The 20,884-nt window shown below is 39.3% G+C and carries 23 protein-coding genes; all 23 read right to left on the reverse strand.

What is annotated here, in order from left to right; genetic code table 11:
* Nucleotide 1: 1 nt before the first annotated feature.
* Entirely contained in the window at nt 2–673 is a 672-nt protein-coding gene (locus Q8S11_RS12725; RefSeq protein ID WP_305662490.1) for a DUF4159 domain-containing protein, read from the reverse strand.
* Nucleotides 670–1,371, reverse strand: coding sequence for a 16S rRNA (uracil(1498)-N(3))-methyltransferase (locus Q8S11_RS12730; protein WP_305662491.1), 702 nt, complete (start codon nt 1,369–1,371; stop codon nt 670–672). The genes Q8S11_RS12725 and Q8S11_RS12730 overlap by 4 nt, the downstream gene beginning before the upstream one ends.
* 15 nt (nt 1,372–1,386) lie before the next feature.
* On the reverse strand, nt 1,387–2,706 hold the full coding sequence (locus Q8S11_RS12735; RefSeq protein WP_305662492.1) for a hemolysin family protein: 1,320 nt from the start codon (nt 2,704–2,706) through the stop codon (nt 1,387–1,389).
* A 5-nt stretch (nt 2,707–2,711) separates the two neighbouring features.
* The gene (locus tag Q8S11_RS12740) at nt 2,712–3,254 is read right to left on the reverse strand and encodes an inorganic diphosphatase (protein ID WP_305662493.1); all 543 of its coding nucleotides are present in this window, start codon (nt 3,252–3,254) and stop codon (nt 2,712–2,714) included.
* A 5-nt stretch (nt 3,255–3,259) separates the two neighbouring features.
* Nucleotides 3,260–3,916: a DedA family protein gene (locus tag Q8S11_RS12745; RefSeq protein ID WP_305662494.1), complete on the reverse strand. Its 657-nt coding sequence runs from the start codon at nt 3,914–3,916 to the stop codon at nt 3,260–3,262.
* Between the two features lie 45 nt (nt 3,917–3,961).
* Entirely contained in the window at nt 3,962–5,341 is a 1,380-nt protein-coding gene (locus Q8S11_RS12750; RefSeq protein ID WP_305662495.1) for an NADH-quinone oxidoreductase subunit N, read from the reverse strand.
* Between the two features lie 4 nt (nt 5,342–5,345).
* On the reverse strand, nt 5,346–6,809 hold the full coding sequence (locus tag Q8S11_RS12755; RefSeq protein WP_305662496.1) for a NuoM family protein: 1,464 nt from the start codon (nt 6,807–6,809) through the stop codon (nt 5,346–5,348).
* A gap of 23 nt (nt 6,810–6,832) precedes the next feature.
* Nucleotides 6,833–8,740, reverse strand: a complete 1,908-nt coding sequence (gene nuoL, locus Q8S11_RS12760) for an NADH-quinone oxidoreductase subunit L (RefSeq protein ID WP_305662497.1) — start codon at nt 8,738–8,740, stop codon at nt 6,833–6,835.
* 75 nt (nt 8,741–8,815) lie between these two features.
* Nucleotides 8,816–9,145: an NADH-quinone oxidoreductase subunit NuoK gene (nuoK, locus tag Q8S11_RS12765; protein ID WP_305662498.1), complete on the reverse strand. Its 330-nt coding sequence runs from the start codon at nt 9,143–9,145 to the stop codon at nt 8,816–8,818.
* A 3-nt stretch (nt 9,146–9,148) separates the two neighbouring features.
* A complete protein-coding gene (locus Q8S11_RS12770; protein ID WP_305662499.1) occupies nt 9,149–9,652 on the reverse strand; it encodes an NADH-quinone oxidoreductase subunit J in 504 nt (167 codons plus the stop codon).
* A gap of 93 nt (nt 9,653–9,745) precedes the next feature.
* Nucleotides 9,746–10,252, reverse strand: coding sequence for an NADH-quinone oxidoreductase subunit I (locus Q8S11_RS12775; RefSeq protein ID WP_305662500.1), 507 nt, complete (start codon nt 10,250–10,252; stop codon nt 9,746–9,748).
* A gap of 61 nt (nt 10,253–10,313) precedes the next feature.
* Entirely contained in the window at nt 10,314–11,351 is a 1,038-nt protein-coding gene (gene nuoH, locus Q8S11_RS12780; protein WP_305662501.1) for an NADH-quinone oxidoreductase subunit NuoH, read from the reverse strand.
* Nucleotides 11,351–12,352, reverse strand: coding sequence for a 2Fe-2S iron-sulfur cluster-binding protein (locus tag Q8S11_RS12785; protein ID WP_305662502.1), 1,002 nt, complete (start codon nt 12,350–12,352; stop codon nt 11,351–11,353). The genes nuoH and Q8S11_RS12785 overlap by 1 nt, the downstream gene beginning before the upstream one ends.
* A 61-nt stretch (nt 12,353–12,413) precedes the next feature.
* A complete protein-coding gene (gene nuoF, locus Q8S11_RS12790) occupies nt 12,414–13,784 on the reverse strand; it encodes an NADH-quinone oxidoreductase subunit NuoF (protein WP_305662503.1) in 1,371 nt (456 codons plus the stop codon).
* A gap of 93 nt (nt 13,785–13,877) precedes the next feature.
* Nucleotides 13,878–14,393 carry an NAD(P)H-dependent oxidoreductase subunit E gene (nuoE, locus tag Q8S11_RS12795; RefSeq protein ID WP_305662504.1) on the reverse strand — a complete coding sequence of 172 codons (516 nt, stop codon included), beginning with the start codon at nt 14,391–14,393 and terminating at the stop codon, nt 13,878–13,880.
* Nucleotides 14,386–15,597, reverse strand: a complete 1,212-nt coding sequence (locus tag Q8S11_RS12800; protein WP_305662505.1) for an NADH-quinone oxidoreductase subunit D — start codon at nt 15,595–15,597, stop codon at nt 14,386–14,388. The genes nuoE and Q8S11_RS12800 overlap by 8 nt, the downstream gene beginning before the upstream one ends.
* On the reverse strand, nt 15,594–16,097 hold the full coding sequence (locus tag Q8S11_RS12805; RefSeq protein WP_305662506.1) for an NADH-quinone oxidoreductase subunit C: 504 nt from the start codon (nt 16,095–16,097) through the stop codon (nt 15,594–15,596). The genes Q8S11_RS12800 and Q8S11_RS12805 overlap by 4 nt, the downstream gene beginning before the upstream one ends.
* Nucleotides 16,097–16,639: an NADH-quinone oxidoreductase subunit B gene (locus Q8S11_RS12810; protein ID WP_305662507.1), complete on the reverse strand. Its 543-nt coding sequence runs from the start codon at nt 16,637–16,639 to the stop codon at nt 16,097–16,099. The genes Q8S11_RS12805 and Q8S11_RS12810 overlap by 1 nt, the downstream gene beginning before the upstream one ends.
* 108 nt (nt 16,640–16,747) lie before the next feature.
* Nucleotides 16,748–17,119: an NADH-quinone oxidoreductase subunit A gene (locus Q8S11_RS12815; RefSeq protein ID WP_305662508.1), complete on the reverse strand. Its 372-nt coding sequence runs from the start codon at nt 17,117–17,119 to the stop codon at nt 16,748–16,750.
* Nucleotides 17,120–17,203: 84 nt separating this feature from the next.
* Complete coding sequence (locus Q8S11_RS12820; protein WP_305662509.1) at nt 17,204–18,886, reverse strand: hypothetical protein; 1,683 nt, start codon at nt 18,884–18,886, stop codon at nt 17,204–17,206.
* Nucleotides 18,887–18,901: 15 nt separating this feature from the next.
* A complete protein-coding gene (locus Q8S11_RS12825) occupies nt 18,902–19,804 on the reverse strand; it encodes a PstS family phosphate ABC transporter substrate-binding protein (protein ID WP_305662510.1) in 903 nt (300 codons plus the stop codon).
* Between the two features lie 7 nt (nt 19,805–19,811).
* Complete coding sequence (locus Q8S11_RS12830) at nt 19,812–20,033, reverse strand: hypothetical protein (RefSeq protein WP_305662511.1); 222 nt, start codon at nt 20,031–20,033, stop codon at nt 19,812–19,814.
* Nucleotides 20,034–20,039: 6 nt separating this feature from the next.
* The gene (locus Q8S11_RS12835; RefSeq protein WP_305662512.1) at nt 20,040–20,864 is read right to left on the reverse strand and encodes an energy transducer TonB; all 825 of its coding nucleotides are present in this window, start codon (nt 20,862–20,864) and stop codon (nt 20,040–20,042) included.
* Nucleotides 20,865–20,884: the final 20 nt, after the last annotated feature.

Genomic DNA, 20,884 nt, shown 5'->3' on the forward strand with positions numbered 1-20,884 from the left:
ACTATTGAGTTAATGCGTACTGAATCAGATTTGAGCCCATTTTTAGCGCTTTTTGGCGGGTATCTTCAGAATCGCCGGCATATGTTCCTGCATCCTCCCATCCGTTACCAAGATCGCATTCAAAAGTATAATAACAAACTATTCTTCCTTTATAAATTAGTGCAAGACCCTGAGGACGTTTACCATCATGTTCATGAATCTTTGGAAGACCGGCTGGAAATTTAAATTTCTGATTGTAAAGTATGTGATTAGATGGTAACTCTACAAAATCAAGCTCCGGGAATACTTTCTTCATTTGGGGGCGAATAAACTGATCTAATCCATAATTATCATCAATATGCAAGAATCCACCACCTGTCAAATACTTACGGATATTCAGAGCTTCCTGATCAGAGAACACAATATTACCATGTCCTGTCAGATAAACAAAGGGATAATTAAACAGATTTATACTTCCGGCCTCCACTATTGCCTCTTCTTTATCAAAATTAGTCCCTATATTTTTATTGCAAAATCTGATCAGATTGGGAAGGGCTGTCCGGTTAGCATACCAATCCCCGCCCCCATTATATTTCATCTTGGCCATCTTATAAGTGGGAGCCTGGAATGAGAAAAATATTCCTAAAAAAAGAAAAAAAATAATCCCAGAGATAGCACTCTTTAAATGTTTCATCTGTTTAAAAAATTAATTTCGAAACAAACCTCCAAAGCAGCAGTTTCAGTCCTTAATCTCGAATTTCCAAGACTTATAGGAATAAAACCTTGCTTCATAGCCGCATCAACTTCGTGGGAAGTAAAATCTCCCTCAGGGCCTATCATTACAATATAATCAGAATTGAGTTTGAATTGATCTTTAATCACCGATTTTTTACTTTCGATGCAATGAGCAATATATTTATTGGTATTCTGACTTCTCAGAATAAATTCAGAAAAGCGTTCTGCTTCATTTAACTTTGGATGAAATGCTTTAATTGATTGTTTAACCGCAGTGGTAATTACCTTGTTTAGTCGCTCCGTTTTCACATCTTTACGTTCTGACCGGTCGCAAATGATCGGTGTAATCTCGTCAATTCCAATTTCAGTAGCTTTTTCAAGGAACCACTCCAGTCGCTCAATGTTCTTGGTGGGTGCAATAGCAATGTGAAGGTAGTGGTTCCTCCTTCCAAAATTTTTCTGAACACGCTGGATAACTATCCTGGTTCTTTTAGGATGGGGTTCATCTACAATTGCGTCATAAAAGCCACCCTTCCCATCAACCAGGTTAAGCAAGCTTCCTTTCTGGAACCTCAAAACTTTGATGCAATGTTTGCTCTCCTCTTCACTCAGGATATAAGTATCAGAATTTATATCAGGTGTATAGAAAATATGCATGGAAAGACCTCCGGATTAATGAATATCCACTGCATCCTCACTGTTAATTACTAATTCAAGTTTAACAGATTCAACATTCTGATCGGCCTTCTTTAAGATAGTAATAACATATCCATGAAATTCACTGGCTTCCCCAACATCCGGTATCTTTCCAAAAATCTCACTAACAAGACCTGCGACAGTATCATAGTCACCATCTTCCGGAAGATCATGCGGAAGGTATTCATTTACATCATAAATGGAAGCCGTGGCATCGATTATAAATTCATTTGCAGATACTTTTTCAACAATTGGCTTTTCCTCATCGTATTCATCCTGAATATCACCAACAAGCTCTTCAACAATATCTTCGGCGGTCACCATACCTGCTGTACCTCCAAATTCATCCAGGACAATAGCGATCTGTATACGTTTCAACTGCAGCTCACTTAGAAGATCATTAATTTTTTTAGTTTCAGGAATGAAATAAGGTGTACGTATAATCTCTCTAAGAACACACTCTTTATTTTGCGCTAAAAGAGGTAGAATATCCTTAGCGTGAACGATTCCTACAATTTTATCTATTGTTTCATCATAAACAGGTATCCTGGAATATCCCTCCCGAATAATTATATCCAGAACTTCTTTGTGGGGCGTATTCAGCTCGATGCCAGAAATCTTGGTTCTTGGTACCATGATATTCTTCACAACACGATCATTGAAATCAAATACATTCTTTATCAATTCGTGTTCATTGGTTTCGAGTGCGCCACTCTCTTTCCCCTGATCAAGCAGATACTGCAGTTCTTCAGAACTATGGTGAGCATCATGACCTCCTACTGTCGTTATACCAATAAGTTTAAGTATAAAATTTGCAAATCCGTTAAGTAGCCAGATAAAGGGTCTGAACACTATATAAAAGAAATGAAGAGGTAAAGCGATACCCATGGTTGTACCAATCGGCCGCTGAATGGCAAGTGATTTTGGAGCCAGTTCACCAAATACAATATGTAAAACTGTAATAATCGCAAAGGCGAGAACATGACCAATATTGGTTGCCACCGAAGAAGACATGTCTATATTTATAAAATTGAAGAACTTACTGACAATATCAGTCATTACTTCTTCCCCAACCCAACCCAATCCTAATGAAGCAAGTGTAATACCTAACTGTGTTGCGGCAAGATAACCATCCAAATGCTGTGTCATGTGCTTGGCAATCTTAGCTACACGACTTCCGGTTTTGGCTTTAATTTCAATTTGTGAAGCACGCACCTTAACCAATGCAAATTCAGCAGCAACAAAAAAGCCGTTAAGAAAAACAAGGAAAAATGTAAAAAACAGCGCGAGGCCCATGATGGTTATTTATTTAAGAATGTGCTCTTATATAATTGCAGACTTTCTTTGATGACTTTATATGCATAATTTTTTCCAAGTAAATGTTCAATGCTAACATTTTTGCGTTCCAAAGCCTTATAATCCTGAAAAAACCGTACAATTTCTGTCATTGTGTGTGGAGGTAATTCTTTCAGGTCCTCTATATAATTAACAGACATATCATTCCTTGCAACAGCAATAATTTTATCATCCTGCTCTCCATTATCAACCATGTGCATAACACCTACAACTTTTGCTTCCACAATTGACATTGGATAAACATCAACTGAACACAAAACTAATATATCCAAAGGATCTTTATCATCACAATATGTTTGTGGAATAAAGCCATAATTTGCCGGATACATTACTGATGAAAAAAGCACACGGTCTAATTTAATCAGGCCTGACTCTTTATCAATCTCATATTTTGCTTTGGACCCTTTTGGAATTTCAATAATTGCATTTACATATGAAGGTATTTCTTCACCAGGAGAAACGTTATGCCAGGGATGGTCTTTGTTCATTTTGCTTAAGTATTTTGCTCTTCTTCGCTCCTGTCTCCTTCAATTCTCCTTTTTAAATAGGTTACAATTAAAGGTATAGTTGTTATCAGTATGAAACCGATAATAATGTATAACAGGTAGTCATTTATCTCTTGCTCAAAACTTCGGCCAAGATAATATCCGAGCAAAGTTAAGGATGAAATCCATAGAATCGCACCAGATATATTATAAAATGCAAATTTATTAAAATCAAGTTTTACTATCCCTGCAATTATTGGCGCAAAAGTCCGGACAATTGGGATGAACCTACCCATGATAAGAGCAAAAGCTCCCTGCTTTCTGTAATAAACTTCAGCAGCTTTGAGATATTTCTTCTTAAAAAAAAAAGAATCTTCTCTCTGATATAAAACCGGTCCGGTGCGCTTTCCAAACCAATACCCTACAAAATTACCACCAACTGCAGCTGCAATTAGGCCAACTATCAGGATATAAATTGATACATCAAGTTTATTAGTAGCAACAAACATACCGGCGAGGAACAGGAGGTAGTCCCCCGGAAGGAAAAATCCGAAAAATAAACCTGTCTCTGCAAATACCACAAAAAGGAGTAAGTAAAACCCTCCTTCCCGAAGCAATTTTACCGGATCAATAAGATGTTGAAAATAATCCCAGAATTCGTGCATAATATCAATAAGCGTAAAGCTACAATATTTATGGAAGAATTTGACTTAGAAAAGGTTGGATATAAAGCCTGGATACACCCCAACTATAATTGTTAGCAGGGCTGAAAAGCCGAGAACAAAATTAAAGTATGGAGATGATTGAATCTCTGAACGCTCTGCCGATTTAAAATACATTGCAACAACCACTCTCAAATAGTAATAGATCCCAATTACAGCATTTACAACCGCAAGGATTACCAGCCAGATATGATATTCTGACATAACCGTTGAGAACATCATAAACTTTCCAATGAAGCCGGCAGTCAGGGGTATTCCTGCCAAAGAAAGCATTGCCACTGTCAGCGTAAATGCGATGAAAGGATTTCGTTTAGCAAGGCCGGTAAAACTATCAAAATTGTCAGATCCGGTTTGACGTTTAACTAGAATAAGCACGGCAAAGGCAATGATTGAAGCTACAGAATAGGCACTGGCATAAAGAAACACCGCATTACCAGAACCGGGTCCTAAAGCAATAATTGCAAATAACATATAGCCTGCATGTGAGATGCTCGAAAATGCAAGCATTCTTTTAAAGCTATGCTGATATAAAGCGGTGACATTCCCAATAAACAAGGTTAAAAGGGCGATTACCAGCAGAACAGGCATCCAGAATTCCTGAAGCGGCGCAAAACAGATCATGAATAAACGCAAGAAGGCAGCAAATCCAGCGGTTTTAACTACCGTACTCATGAAAGCAGTAATTATAGTAGGGGAACCTTCATAAACATCAGGGGTCCAGAAATGGAATGGAGCGGCGCCTACCTTAAAACTAAGTCCGATAATCATTAAAATCAGGCCAGTATAAAAAAGTGGTGAAATGTGAGCAGGGTTGGAAATTACATAATCCTTAATCATACCCAGATCAAAACTTGCGGTAGCTCCATACAGCAATGCAATACCCATCAATAAAAATCCAGTCGAAAAAGCACCTGTCAGAAAATACTTAAGAGCAGCCTCATTTGACTTAAAATCATTTTTACGGATACCCGCAAGAATATAAAGACTCACTGACATAATTTCTATGCCGATAAACAGCATAGAGAGGTTATTGAATGACACCATAACCAGAATACCAATCAGAGCGAAAAGCATGATTGCATAATACTCTGCGACATTATCGCTGATATGTTCAAAATAATCTTTGGATATCAGCAAGATCAGCATTGTTGAAACAATTCCTATCGATGTAAATGCCACTGCAAAATTATCAAACTGCATCATTCCACTGTAAATCGGTCCTGCACCCGAGTTCCACTCAAGTAAAGCGAAAACAAGTCCGGCCGCTAAGCCTAGCAAAGTAACAGGCAGTAAAGCATTTTTTGCCTTATACAAGCCTAAGTAAAGAACCAGAATGGCTAAAACAGATAGGGTTATTAATGCGTTCATGCTTTTATTTAACTAATATTTTTTGATTGACCTGATCTAACAGGTTAATTACTGCTGCTTCTGAAATATGCAGGATTGGTTGAGGGTAAACCCCAATTAAAATCACCAGTGCTGAAATAATCAGTAAAACTGATTTTTCTGTTCCATCCAGATCTTTAAAAATCGTAGTACTCGAATTTACAGGCCCCAGCATCACCTTTTGGTACATTCGGAGCATATAAACTGCGCCGAAAATGATGGTTAAACCTGAAATAGCAGCCATCCAGAGATTGTGATTATAAACGCCCATTAATAACAGAAATTCTCCAACAAAGCCATTCGTAAGTGGTAAGGCTACAGTTCCCAATAATACAATAAGGAAAGTAATAGCCAGAACCGGTGCAGGTTTTGCTATTCCGCCCATCTGAGCCATATCGCGTGTATTCATCCTGCGGATGATAATATCTGCAATGAAGAACATCCCCACCACATTTATTCCATGATTAAGCATTTGTATCATTGCTCCCTGCAGACCCTGAAGATTCCAGGCAAAAATACCAGCTGAGATTAGTCCGACGTGTGCGATTGATGAATAGGCAATCAGGCGTTTAATATCGTTCTGAGTAAATGCAATTATTGATGCATAAACCACCCCTATTACCGACAAGATTAATGCCGTTTCTCCCCATGCATCAAAACCGAGAGGCGCAACAGGAATTAACCAGCGTAAAACTCCATAAATTCCCATCTTCAGCATGATACCTGAAAGTAACATAGTTCCGGCAGTTGGAGCTTCAGTATACGTATCAGGTTGCCAGGTATGGAATGGAAATACCGGCATTTTAATAGCAAAGGCAATAAAGAATGCCCAGAATATCCATGCCTGAGTTACCGAATCAAGTTCAAGCTTGTAAAACTCTGCTATATCATAGCTATTGCCAGGAGTTTGTAAATGCAGGTAGATAATTGCCAGTAACATCAATAAACTTCCTGCAATTGTGTAAATGAAGAATTTTAAATTAACTTTTATACGGTTCTCTCCACCCCATAGTGCACAAATGAAATAAACTGGTATTAAGGCTGTTTCCCATCCGATATAAAACAAAAACCCATCTAAAGCTGTAAAAACAAGCAATAATCCAGTCTGCATGAAGAATATCAGTGCATAAAATGCATTGGGATTCTTCATATCATGTTTAAAACTTGATAATATAATTATCGGAATAAGGAGATTGGTTAAAATTAATAGTAACATACTTATCCCATCCACCCCTGCCTTAAAATGTATCCCGAACTGAGGAATCCAGGCCAGGTCAACCAGAAACTGGGTGCTGGCATCCGGAACAAAATTCAGATACAAATAAAAAGTAATTGCCAGTGATAATAAAGACAATACACCTGCAAGCCCTTTCACAATTGTTCTGCTTGAAAGGAGGATGACCAGTGCAGCTATAAGCGGAATAAAAATTTGTAACAGTAAGATTTCCATTTAAATTGTTCTACTCCTTAATATTAAATTTTATACATACTATAGGCCAGTAAGGCTATAATTCCTGCCACCATCATGAAAATGTAAAAGCCAACCATACCAGATTGAAGTAATCTGAAAGTTTTACTTGCTTCGACAGCTCCCTTACCAAAACCATTCACCAGGCCGTCAATACCTGCTTTATCAATAGTTCTGAAGAAGAAAACGGACAATGTATTTAATGGACGTGAAATCAGCGTATCATAGATCTCATCTATAAAAAACTTGTTATATGACAGGCGCGCAAGTCCCTTGCGTCCTGTAATTTCATCAGCTGGAATATGCGCTTGTTTTACGTAACGGCTATAGGCATAAAGCATCGCAATAATTGCAGCTCCAACAGAAACAGCCATAAGAATGTATTCTGTGGTATGATCTAAGCTGAGTTGAGCTGATTTAGAAGCTGATGTTTCAAAAACCGGGGCAAGGAAACCCGCCAGCCAGTGCCCACCGCCAAATACTGCTGGAATTCCAATTAATCCGCCCAAAGCTGATAGGATTGCCAGAATTATTAAAGGAACCGTCATTGATGTCGGTGATTCATGTAAATGGTTTTCCTGATCGCTTGTACCCCTGAACATCCCGTTAAATGTCAAATACATCATCCTGAACATATAAAATGCTGTAAACATCGCACCAATAACAGCAATCAGCCAGAAGAGTTTGTTGTTTTCATAAACGTGCGCTAGTATCTCATCCTTTGAAAAGAATCCTGAAAAAGGAGGAAGTCCGGCGATCGCAATTGTTCCGATCATCATTGTCAGGTAAGTAACAGGTAATTTCTTTTTAAGTCCACCCATGTTTCGCATATCCTGTTCATTGCTCATCGCATGAATAACAGATCCTGCACCAAGGAAGAGTAATGCCTTAAAGAATGCATGAGTGATTACATGAAAGAATGCACCAGTATATGCTCCAACTCCTAATCCGAGGAACATATATCCCAACTGAGATACAGTTGAATAAGCCAAAACTTTTTTAATATCTGTCTGAGTTACAGCAATAGCGGCTGCAAGGAAGAGCGTTGCAAGACCGATAATGGCTACCACTCCCAAAGTTTCAGGAGCCAGTGTAAATAATATATTAGAACGTGCAATCATGTAGATACCCGCAGTAACCATTGTCGCAGCATGAATCAGGGCTGATACTGGAGTTGGCCCGGCCATCGCATCAGGCAACCAGGTAAACAATGGAATTTGAGCCGACTTTCCGATTGCACCGACAAATAATAAAGCCGTAATCAGAATCAGAACTGAATCTCCTGAAGCCATATCTGCAGCCTGAGGAAAAACACTGGAGAATTCGACACTATTGAAAGTGGTGAAGATCAGGAAGACAGCAATCAAAAAGCCTAAATCACCGATACGGTTCATCACAAAAGCCTTTTTTGCAGCACTTGCATACGATGAATTGGTGAACCAGAATCCAATAAGCAGATAAGAGCATAAACCCACGCCTTCCCATCCAATAAACATGACGACATAATTGGAACCAAGCACCAATAGGAGCATGAAAAATATGAACAGATTCAGGTAGGAAAAGAATTTGGCAAAGCCTGCATCATGGTGCATGTATCCGGTTGAATATACATGGATAAGAAATCCAATTCCTGTTACAATCAGCAGCATTAATGCACTGAGGGGATCAACCAGAAAAGAAAAAGGAATCTTCACATTTCCTGCACTTATCCAATCGAAAATTGGAATTATGAAAGATTTTGTTTCTGCTGAATTCAGTTCAAAGAATATTCCCAAACTAACCGCAAAAGAAGCAAGTACTGTAAGGCAACCTACAAATCCAACAATAGCTTTAGGCAGGGTATTGCGGCCTAATCCATTGATGAGGAAACCCAAAAGAGGGAATAAAGGAACTAACCAGACTAAATTTATCATTATTATATTCTAATTATCATTTTGTTTAAGCGATCATCCCCGGCCGCCCAAAGGCAGGCTGATCCTCAGCGAGGATCACCACTTAAGCTTATTCAAAATATTTACATCCGTGGAGTTCGTGTTCCGGTAAATCATTACAATGATGGCCAGACCAATTGCCACTTCAGCAGCTGCCAATGCCATTATAAAAAATACAAATACCTGCCCCGCAGGATCATTATGATGAACTGAGAAGGCAGTAAGCAACAGATTCACAGCATTGAGCATCAATTCGATTGACATGAAAATTACGATTGCATTTCTACGGATCAAGACCCCTATTACACCTATTGCAAAAATAATCGTGCTTAGAAGGATATAGTGATTTAAAGGAACGCCTTGAATTGACTGAGTTAAATTTTCCATGACCTATCCCTGTTTAATATCTTTTTTAGCTAATAGAACCGCCCCGACCATCGCAGAAAGTAAGAGTATTGACGATAACTCAAATGGCAAAAGGAATTTGCTGAACAAAACCTTACCCAGGTTTTTTACAAGACCCAGATCCTGGGTTTGCAGAATTAATGGATCAGAATCATTTAATGCTTTTACAGAACCAACCAATGTTATGATCAGGCACATACCTGCAATTACACCAACCATTTTAAGAAGATTGGATTTAGAACCGATTGAACCCTCATTAAGATTAAGCAGCATGAGGACAAACAGGAACAGAACCATAATTGCACCCATGTAAACTATAAAGTTCACAATAGCAAGGAACTGTGCATTCAACATGATATAGTGCAGCGTAAACGTAAAAAATGTGACGATGAGATAAAGCACGCTATGCACCGGATTCTTCGAAAATATCACCAGAAGTGAGAAGAATATGGTTAAGAAAGCAACAAAATAAAAAAGAGATATACTCATTAATAAGATAATTTAATCTTTGCTCCTATTTTGGGCAAAGGTATAATTTCTACCGAAATATTTACAGATCCCGGCTGCCTCAATTACAAAAACTTAGTCTTGCTGAACCTTCATGGGCTCTTCAACCAATTTGTCTTTACCATAGATGAAATCCTTCCTCAGATAATCAGCAGGGACAATAGGACCATCCAGATAGATTGCCTCTTTCGGACAAGCTTCTTCACATAATCCGCAGAAAATACAGCGCAGCATATTAATCTCGTAAACAGCTGCATACTTCTCTTCCCGATATAAAGCTTCTTCACCTTTCTGACGTTCTGCAGCAATCATTGTAATTGCTTCTGCAGGACAGGAAAGCGCACAAAGTCCGCATGCAGTACAACGCTCACGGCCTTGTTCATCCCTCTTCAATGAATGCATCCCTCTCCAGTTCTCCGAAAACTCGCGTTCTACCTCAGGATAAAAAATAGTTTCCTTCTTTTTGAACATGTGCCTGAAAGTTATTCCCATACCCTGAAAAATTGCAGGAAGGTATAATCGCTCCCAGAAATTCATTGGTTTCTGTTCTAAAACTTTTTTCCTGTTACTTAATGGTTCCATAGACCCTAAATCCTCCTAAAAGGGTATTTTATTTTAAATAAACCAATCGATTTCAGACTGGTTAAAGTTTGTCAATAATAGTAATTACAATACCTGTAATTACTATGTTGGCTATTGCCAATGGAATTAAAATTTTCCAGCCAAGATTCATTAACTGATCATATCTGAAACGCGGGATAGTCCACCTCACCCACATAAACAGGAAGATAAATGCAAATATCTTCAGCATAAGGACAGCCATTCCGATCAGTGGTCCAATCACAGCTCCGGTCATTTCATTTACCCAATCCATTCCGGGATAATTGTATGCTCCAAAATATAGTGTGGACATTACCGCCGAAGCCAAAAACATATTCAAATATTCAGCGAACATGTAAGCTCCCATTTTAAAACCGGAATATTCGGTATGGTAACCTCCTACAAGTTCAGTCTCACATTCAGGTAAATCGAAAGGGGTGCGATTAGTCTCTGCAAAAGAACAAATAAGGAAAATAAGAAATCCAAGAGGCTGGTAAAAAATATTCCAGTTTATGCCATGTTGCTGCTCAGCTATTTCCTTCATACTCAAGGTATTGGTAAGCATAAGCAAAGCAATGATGGATAAGCCCAATGGGATCTCGTAGCTGATACTTTGGGAAGCTGCTCTTACGGCCCCCATGAGCGAGAACTTATTATTCGAAGCCCAACCACCAATCATAATTCCATACACACCCAGTGAAACCACCCCAAAAATATAGAGGACTCCTACATTGATATCAGTGATCTGCAAACTGACCTGTCGTCCGGCTATTTCGATATCCTGACCCCAGGGAATGACCGCACTACCTAAAAACGATGTAAATAATGCAAGGGATGGCCCAAGAATAAAAAGCGCTTTACTTGATTCCGTTGGAATAATTTCTTCCTTAAAAAACATCTTCAGTCCATCAGCAAGCGGCTGGAACATTCCTCCGGGTCCGGCTCTGTTCGGTCCGACCCTGTCCTGAAGAAAGCCTGCGATTTTTCTTTCTGCCAGTGTTGAATAAGCTGCAACAGTAAGACTGATCACAAATATTACGAGAATTAAAGCGAATTTTTCAATTATAAATGCTAGTTCCATCAGATCTTGGTTGCTCGTTCAAATTCAACTTTATTTGCTTCAATCAATACCTGATTCTCTTTAATAACAGGTAATGGAGCAAATTCATAATGATTAGCGGATATAACTGAGGTTTGCGCAATATGACGCGGACCTTCAATGATCCAACTGTTAGTATTTTTAGTCTCGAAGCGGCAAGTATTACAAATAAAATCCTCTACCTCACCAAATTGATCTTTACGGCCTGTAACCCTTAAAACTTCATCTCCCTTATACCAGAGGGTGACCTTTCCTTTACATGTTGGGCAATCGCGATGAGCGTCTACAGGCTTAGTAAACCAAACCCGGTTCTTGAAACGGAAGGTTTTATCGGTTAAAGCTCCAACCGGGCAAACATCAATAACATTACCTGAAAAATCATTATCAATTGCTTTTTCAATGTAGGTAGAGATTTCTGAAGCATCGCCCCGACCCAAAATGCCATGCACACGGTTATCAGTAATCTGATTTGCAACATAAACACATCTGTAGCATAAAATACAACGGGTCATATGTAACTGAATCTTATCCCCAATATCTATTTTATCAAAAGTACGGCGTTCAAATTCATATCTGGTATCACCTACACCATGTTCATAGGAAAGATCCTGTAAATGACATTCACCAGCCTGATCACAAATCGGGCAATCCAGAGGGTGGTTAATCAACAATATCTCAACTACTCCCTTTCTTGCTTCAATCACTTCCGGGGAAGTAATGTTCTGCACCTCCATTCCATCCATTACCCCGGTACGGCATGAAGCCACCAATTTTGGCATCGGGCGTGGATCCTTCTCAGAGCCCTTATTTACTTTTACCAGACAGGTGCGGCATTTTCCGCCGCTACCTTCCAGTTTAGAATAATAGCACATAGCAGGTGGTACAATATCTCCTCCAATCTGACGCGCAGCATTGAGAATACTTGTACCAGGCTCTACTTCAACCGTAATCCCATCTATTGTAACTTTAACTTTATCGCTCATTGTTTAAAATTCAAAACCTGTGCTTAGTATCAAAGGGCTTTCCGTCCAAATTTTTGACTTTTTAATTTTCACTTACCACTTCTTCTAATTTTGGCAAGGGATCGGCATATTTTGCCAGACCATAATTCCGTTCCATTGCTTCCTTAGGGTTTGTTACATGCCATTCAAATTCATCACGGAAATGGCGAATAGCACTGGCGACAGGCCATGCAGCAGCATCTCCCAGTGGACAAATTGTATTTCCTTCGATTTTCTTAGAGACATCCACCAAAAGATCAATGTCACTCATTTTTCCATGGCCATATTCCAAACGGTGAAGAACTTTTTCCATCCAGCCTGTTCCTTCACGGCAGGGTGAACACTGTCCGCAACTTTCATGATGATAGAAACGGGAGAAATTCCAGGTATTTCTAACAATACACTGGTCTTCATCAAAAGCAATAAAACCACCTGAACCCAACATTGACCCACTTTGAAAGCCTCCATCAGAAAGAGATTCGTAGCTCATCAAACGGGGCTGACCATTGATGGTATTCAGGATCAGATTAGCTGGCAGAATTGGAACAGAAGAACCTCCGGCCACTACAGCTTTCAATCTTTTACCATTTGCTATCCCTCCACAATATTCATCGGAATAAATAAACTCTTCAACAGGCAGACCTAATTCAATTTCATAAACACCAGGCTTTTTGAGGTTTCCGGAAGCAGAAATCAGTTTTGTTCCAGTACTTCTGCCATTACCGACCTTAGCATACTCGTCTCCGCCATCATTTATAATAGGTACAACAGCTGCTATGGTTTCCACATTATTAACCACAGTAGGACAAGCCCAAACTCCTGAGATTGCAGGAAAAGGAGGCTTGATACGTGGGTTACCACGCTTGCCTTCCAATGATTCTATAAGAGCGGTTTCTTCACCACAAATGTATGCACCACCACCAGGCTGAACATATAATTCAAGGTCATAACCAGAACCCAATATATTTTTTCCAAGAAAACCGGCATTTTTTGCTTCAGCAATTGCACGCTCCAAAATTCTGATTTGAGGCATCATTTCGCCGCGCACATAGATATAGGATGTTTTTGCCCCTAAAGCGAAACTGGAAACAATCATTCCTTCGATAAGAAGATGAGGAATGTGAGTCATCAGATAACGGTCTTTAAACGTTCCAGGTTCAGATTCATCAGCATTACAAACCAGATAGCGCTCACGACCTTCCGGTTTAGCCAAAAAACTCCACTTCATACCTGTAGGGAATCCGGCACCGCCACGTCCGCGTAGTCCTGAAGTTTTCACTTCTTCCACTATGGCATCAGGAGTCATAGACTTTATAGCCTTTTCTACCGAACGGTATCCTCCATTCTGACGATATACATCGAAAGTATGAATTCCTGGTACATTAATATTCTCTAGTAATAACTTGCGCGCCATGTTAAATCAAGATGAGAGATGTGAGAAATGAGATGGGAGACCGGGCTGTTAGAAAACACTCAGTCTTATATCTCATTTCTCACATCTCGTTTCTCATATCTTATTCTTTAATGTTTCAATCAATTTATCAACACTCTCTTCTGTTAAATGCTCATAAAAAGTGTATTCAGGGCCAATCTGTAGAACCGGTGCCATACCACAGGCCGCCAAACATTCTACTCCTCTCCAGCTGAACATTCCATCGGCTGTCACTTCACCCTCTTTAACTCCAAGAGTATTTTCAATATGGGTCATAATCTTTTCGGCACCTACCAAACAACATGGTCCGGTACGACATACTTCCAAAACATATTTTCCCTGTGGACGTAGAAAAAACATCGTATAGAATGTTGCAACTTCATAAACCTCAATTGGTTTTATCTGAAGATAAGCTGCTACTTTATCCATTGCCTCCGGGCTAATCCAACCGTATTCAGCCTGAACCAAATGTAGTACAGGCAATAAGGCCGACTTTTGTTTTCCCTGAGGATAACGGGTTACAATCTCATCAAACTTTATAAGCAGTTCTGATGAAAATTCAATTTCCTTATGTTCAGTTACACTAAGCATCTAATTCTCCTGCAATTACATTCAAGCTACTCATATTAATAATGGCATCGGATAAAAACATTCCAGCACTCATTGGAGCGTACATCTGGTAGTTAATGAAACTTGGCCTTCTGAAGTGCAGACGGTAAGGAGAACGTCCTCCGTCATTAACCAGATAGAAACCCAGTTCACCATTACCCCCTTCAACTGCATGATAAACTTCAGTTTTTGGAGTATCAATTTCTCCCATCACTATTTTAAAATGGTAGATAAGGGCTTCCATACTATTATAAACTTCTTCTTTAGGTGGCAGATAAAATTCAGGGACATCTGCATGAAAAATACCTTTGGGTTCCTTTTCAATCTTTTGCAGCGCCTGTTCAATAATCCTTAAACTCTGCCATATTTCTTCATTTCGTACAATGTAACGATCGTAAACATCGCCGCTTGTACCAACCGGTATCTCAAACTCAAAATCCTGATAAGATGAATATGGCTCATTTACCCTCACATCATAATCAACACCTGTTGCCCGTAAAATCGGACCACTCCAGCTATAATTCAATGCAGTTTCCGGATCAACAGCAGCAACACCTGAGGTACGCTCGATAAAGATTCTGTTTCGGTTAAATAAGGTTTCAAACTCTTTCAGAATAGGTGGAAATTTCACCAGGAACTTTTTTATTTTGGCAAAGGCGATATCATTAAAATCCCGCTCAAATCCGCCGATACGGCCAATGTTAGTAGTCAATCGTGCACCGCAAATCTCTTCGTAAATTTCGTAAATATGCTCTCTTTCCTCCATCAGGTAGAGGAAGCCAGTAAAGGCTCCGGTATCAACCCCTAATATTCCATTACATATTAAATGATCCGAAATACGGGCAAGCTCCATAACAATCACTCTCAGGTAATCCACTCTTTTGGGGGTTTCAATTCCAAGCAATTTCTCTACCGTCATATGCCATCCCATGTTATTGATTGGAGATGAGCAATAATTTAAACGGTCAGTAAGCGGAGTGATTTGATAAAAGGGTCGGTGTTCAGCAATTTTTTCAAATGCACGGTGTATATAGCCAATGGTTGAAACGCCACTTATTATTCGTTCTCCATCCATCTCCAGAATATTCTGAAAAACACCATGCGTTGCCGGATGGGTTGGACCAAGATTTAATGTAAACGTTTCCTTCTGTGGGTCCTGATCTGTGAATATAGGGTGATTCGTCATCTTCCGAAGAAATAATCCTTTTTATCTACACGATTCGGGTCTTCCAGTGGATGCTCTCTTCGCATCGGGAAAACCGTCATGTCATCAACATTTAAAATTCTTACCAGATTCGGATGTCCATCGAAAATGATTCCGAAAAAATCATAGGTTTCACGCTCCATCCAATTAGCTCCTTCCCAAAGGTTGGTAGCAGTTGGGATGTGCGGTGCATTTCCATCAATAAAAACCTTAATCCTGACCCGAACATTATTTGAAAGGCTATGCAAATGATAAATTACACCAATTGAAAGCTCCATTTCAGGAAAATGTATTCCTGTAATGTCGGTCAAATAATTAAATTTTAGCTCCTTATCCTCTTTAAGGAAACGAAGCACTTCACTGATATTTTCAGCAGTAGTTTCAAATGTTAAAAAACCATAAGGTTCTGTGGGGACAGAAATTCTGTCTCCAAACGCTGAGGTTATACTTTGTATGACTTGCTGATTATTAAGTTTGCCCATTACTGGATTCCGTATCTTTCTAATAATTCTTTGTACTCTGGCGAATCTCTTCTGCGAAGTGACTCATTCTTTACCAGTTCCTGTATTTTATTAAACCCATCAATTATGGCCTCTGGCCTTGGTGGGCAACCCGGAACATAAACGTCAACCGGGATAATTTCATCAATACCCTGCATCACAGAATAAGTATCAAATATTCCACCGCTACTGGCACAGGCACCTACTGCAATTACCCAGCGTGGTTCTGCCATCTGAAGATAAACCTGCTTCAATACAGGACCCATTTTTTTAGCAATGGTACCCATGACCATCAAAAGATCTGCCTGACGGGGTGAAAAACTAGGCCTTTCTGATCCAAATCGGGCAAAATCATAGTGTGATCCCATCGTAGCCATAAATTCTATACCGCAGCAAGAGGTTGCAAAAGGCAATGGCCACAATGAATGTGATCTTGCCAAGCCAACTACTTTATCCATGGATGTAGCAAAAAAACCAGAACCTTCAAGTCCCGGAGGTGCTTCTACTAACTTTACTTCAGTCATAATTCTTCAAAAGAAAAAGCCCAATTCAGACAAGTCTGAATTGAGCCCAAATTTAAGAAATTTAATGTTTTCAATTGTTTAAACCATTATTTAGAATCAGTCTAAACATTATTCCCAATCGAGGGCCTTTTTCTTCACTATATAAATAAATCCTAGTAAGAGCGTGCCCATAAATACAAACATTTCAAGAAGACCATTGACTCCAAAATCGCGGAAATTAACCGCCCAGGGGTACATAAAAATTACCTCTATGTCAAATAGAACAAAAAGTATAGCCACTAAAAAATACTTTATAGAAAAGGGTTGGCGCGCATTTCCAACAGACTTTATTCCGGATTCAAATGCAACCAACTTATCTAATGTTTTTCGCTTAGGTCCTGCCAAATGAGTAATGGTCATTGTCAGTGCCACAAAGCCAAGGGCAACAAGCATTTGAAATATTATAGGGAGATAATTTACAGCCGTACTTTGTGCTTCCATTGTTGTTTTTTGCTGGGCAAATATAAAAAAAAAGAAGTCCCTAAACAAGGTTCAGGGACTTCTCTTTAAATAGTATTGAATTTTTTACTTACTTCCGTCTATTGCTTTAACTGCCTGCGTTGCTGTGACATTTGCCGGATCCAAAGAAAGAACCTTATCGAAGTATTCTTTAGCCTTTACATTGTCTCCATCCTTTCTCGCTGCAACTGATCCAAGATAATTGTATGCCTCAATCAGTCCGGGAGTACTCTTTGAAGCAAGTTCCGGCTTCTCAACTGTAACCAGATCTATGTATTTTTCATAGAATGGCACCGCCAGACCCTGGCTATCGTTTTCATCGTCCAATAGCCGATTGATGCGACCTCTGTACTGCCAACCAATCTGTGTAGTTGGAGAACGCTGAACCAGGAAGCTGAAGGCTGTATCTGCTTTTACTAAAAGATCTTTTTCAGGAGACAAATTAGCATTTTTCAATGCCCCATAATGAAAGTAATACGATGAGCCTAAGTAGTAATAATCAAGAAGTGCTCTTTCCGGATTCAAAATAGATATCTCATATGCTTTCGCGGCATCTTCATATCTTTTTGCCTTGAACAATTCTAAACCAATTTCACTCATTACTGCTGCATTAGTAGAATCCATTTGCACAGCCTTGGTTATATTTACCATACCTTCATCAAGCATCGTAGAATCTTTCATCTGAGCTCTTCCCAAATAAAGATAATCCTGTGATATTAAACGGCTTGGTTCAACCTTAGAAATAAACTCTTTAAGGGCCTGTGCACTTGAGGCAAAATTTTCATTTTCAAAGGCAGAATAAGCCAGATATCTTAACACTCTGGGATTTACTTTATCAAGCTTTGCCATTTCAATCGCTTCAGCTTCAAGTGCCTTGAAATCTTTTGCCAGGAATAAAAAGTCGGCATGGCGTAAACGTGAATCTAATGAACGATCCGTCAAGTCCATATACTTTTCATAATACTGTAATGCCTGTTGAATACGACCAGCATACTCTTTTTGGGAAGCCCATGCCCATCCAAAATAGGTTTCTGCTAATTCACGATAAGCTGGTCCATAATTTGCATCCAGAGCAATCACACTATTAAATTCTTCAATTGCCTCAGGATATGCTTTAGACAATTTGTTAATTTTGCCTAATTCAACTTTCGATCTTAAAAAGGTCTTATCCATTTCAAATGCGCTTCTGTATGCACTAAATGCCTCACCATTCTTTTGTTGTTCACGGTATGCATCGCCCAATACGAGGTATAGCTGCGCATCTTTATCATTGAGCAATTTTGCTTTCTCAAGATGAACCAAACCTTCTGCAATCATCGGCTTAGGAGCATGAACATATGCCCTTCCGATATACAAATCGGTTTCATGATCTTTTCTTTTAGTTTGCTCAATCGCCTTATCAAAATTTGCTTTTGGATTGCCATTTTTTGCAAGATCCACCGCGCCTAAACCGACATAATTTAATGCATATTTTTCATCAGCTGCAATCCCTTTACTAAATGCTGCTTTCGCTGAATCAATATAATCAGGTCGGACATAAATAGGGCTGGTTGTTAAATACAGATTCCCTAAAAAGAAAAAGTTCTCAGCATTTGTAGGTTGCGTACTTGTTAAGGTATTTAAAATAGCCTTTCCTTTCTGGTACTGTTCCGCATCAATTGCCTTACGGGCATCAGCTAAACTCTGAGCAAAAACTGCTGAACCAACTAATATCAACCCCAAGGTTATTTTTACTGCCTTGTTCATCATGTTACAATTTTTAATTTAGTTTACAATATTAATCTCCCGTGAAGGAATACTATCCGGCAAAAGTCCGGATTTAAGTACAATCCTCTGTCCACGTTCACCTGCAATGAATGATGCAAAACCTGTGCCTAAACCTGCACCACCTTCACAGTTAATAACATATAAGGACCTCGTCAATGGATATAATCCCAACGCAATGTCATTTTGAGTAGGTTTATAGAAGGCATCTGATCCTGCTTGTCCTTCAATATTCTTTACTCCCAATATTTTCAACTCTGCCACAATCGCTTCAAGCTCAACAGGAGGTTGTACCATCCAGTTTACACCAACAACTCCAATAGCACCCGGGTTCTCATGAACATACCTGATAACTTCAGAGTTGGATTTGAGCGCATAAACACCTTCTGCAGGAAGATCTTTAACGCCGGCAAGTTCTTTAAAGTATCTTACTGTACTCGAATTTGCATTATCAAACACCAAACTGTGAATGGCAGAAGCGGAACCTTTCAAAACTTTAATTATATCTTTTACAAGAACATTAGAATCCTTTGTAGGATTCTTCGTAATCAGTGCTATACCGTCTATTGCAAAGCGATTTATACGAATCTTAATTTTCTTTGCCTCAAAATGCTTTGTCTCCTGGGGAGTTAAAAGCCGGGATAGAATAGCCACCTGAATACTATCGCTTAAAAACAAATTTAATAATTCATTTTCAGATTTCCTTACCAAATCAAGCTTAGCATTTGCATAGGTGCTTTCAAACAAATATGCCTGATCTTCAATGATTGGAGCAAAGGATTCATCAACCAAAATTTGCTCGAAACCACTTGTATATGATTCCTTAACGGAACCGGAATTATTCTGACATGAAAAAAGAACGAACAGAAAACCTGCTAAAAACACCCACCTGATATTTCCCATACTATAATTAAGATCGAAGTAAACGCACAAACCTGAAAAAAGAATATATGATCAGGAGCAATGCAAAAGCTAGTCTGTAGCCGAAGTCGAGATTGATTGGGAAATCCTTCCAAAAGATAATCGCAACCCCCAGTGCAAAGTAAACGGCAAACATCCCAAGCCCTAAAATAAACAGAAATCGCTTTGCGGGCGATTTCTGTATTTTATTTTCTTCTTTAGAGAAAGACATAGACAATTATTGTCCAGCCAACTGGAAGAAGATAGGCATAGTGTATGCAACACGAACCGGACGACCATTTTGAATACCTGGTTTCCATGCCGGTGCATTTTTCAATACCCTGACAGCTTCCTCATCACATCCGCCACCAATACCTCTCAAAACTTTTATATCAGTTAACTGACCGTTTTTCTCAACTACAAAGCTCATAATTACACGGCCTGTAATATTGTTTTCACGTGCCATTGGAGGATATTTCAGATTCTTCTGAAGATACTTACCCCATCCAGCCATACCACCCTGAAATTCAGGAAGTACTTCAACACTTGCAAAATCCCTGATACTGTTATCCTCAATAACTGCAACCTCTTTAGGTGCTTCACCTACAGGCTCATCAATTACGATATCTGCATTTGGATCACCTTCAATTTTCTTTTGACCCGGATCAGCAACCTTAAGTTCCTCAACTGTTGGTGGCTCCTCATCCCGAACCTGCTCTGCAGGAACAACTACCGGAGGAGGGAATTTGACCTGATCAATTTTAGGTTTAGGTGGCTCCGGTGGAGGTGGAGGCAACTCTTCTTTGTTAATCGGAGGTGGAGGTGCCAATACTACCTCAGTAATTTTGACCTTCTCTTCTTCTGGCATGATTCCGGAAATATACCTTACAATTAAGGGAGTGGTTACCAAAAGTGAGAACATAAGAGCACCAATAATAACTGCACGGCTTGTGGTCTTGGAATTTTCTCTCCTTAACTCATAAGCCCCATAGCTCTTATTTCTCCCGGCAAAAATCACATCCAGCCATTGCGGGTTGAATAAATCTATTTTAGACCCTAACATAATTTAATTCTTTAAAGGGT

Origin of the sequence: Daejeonella sp. (genome assembly GCF_030695525.1) — a bacterium.
In the GTDB taxonomy this organism is placed as follows: domain Bacteria; phylum Bacteroidota; class Bacteroidia; order Sphingobacteriales; family Sphingobacteriaceae; genus Daejeonella.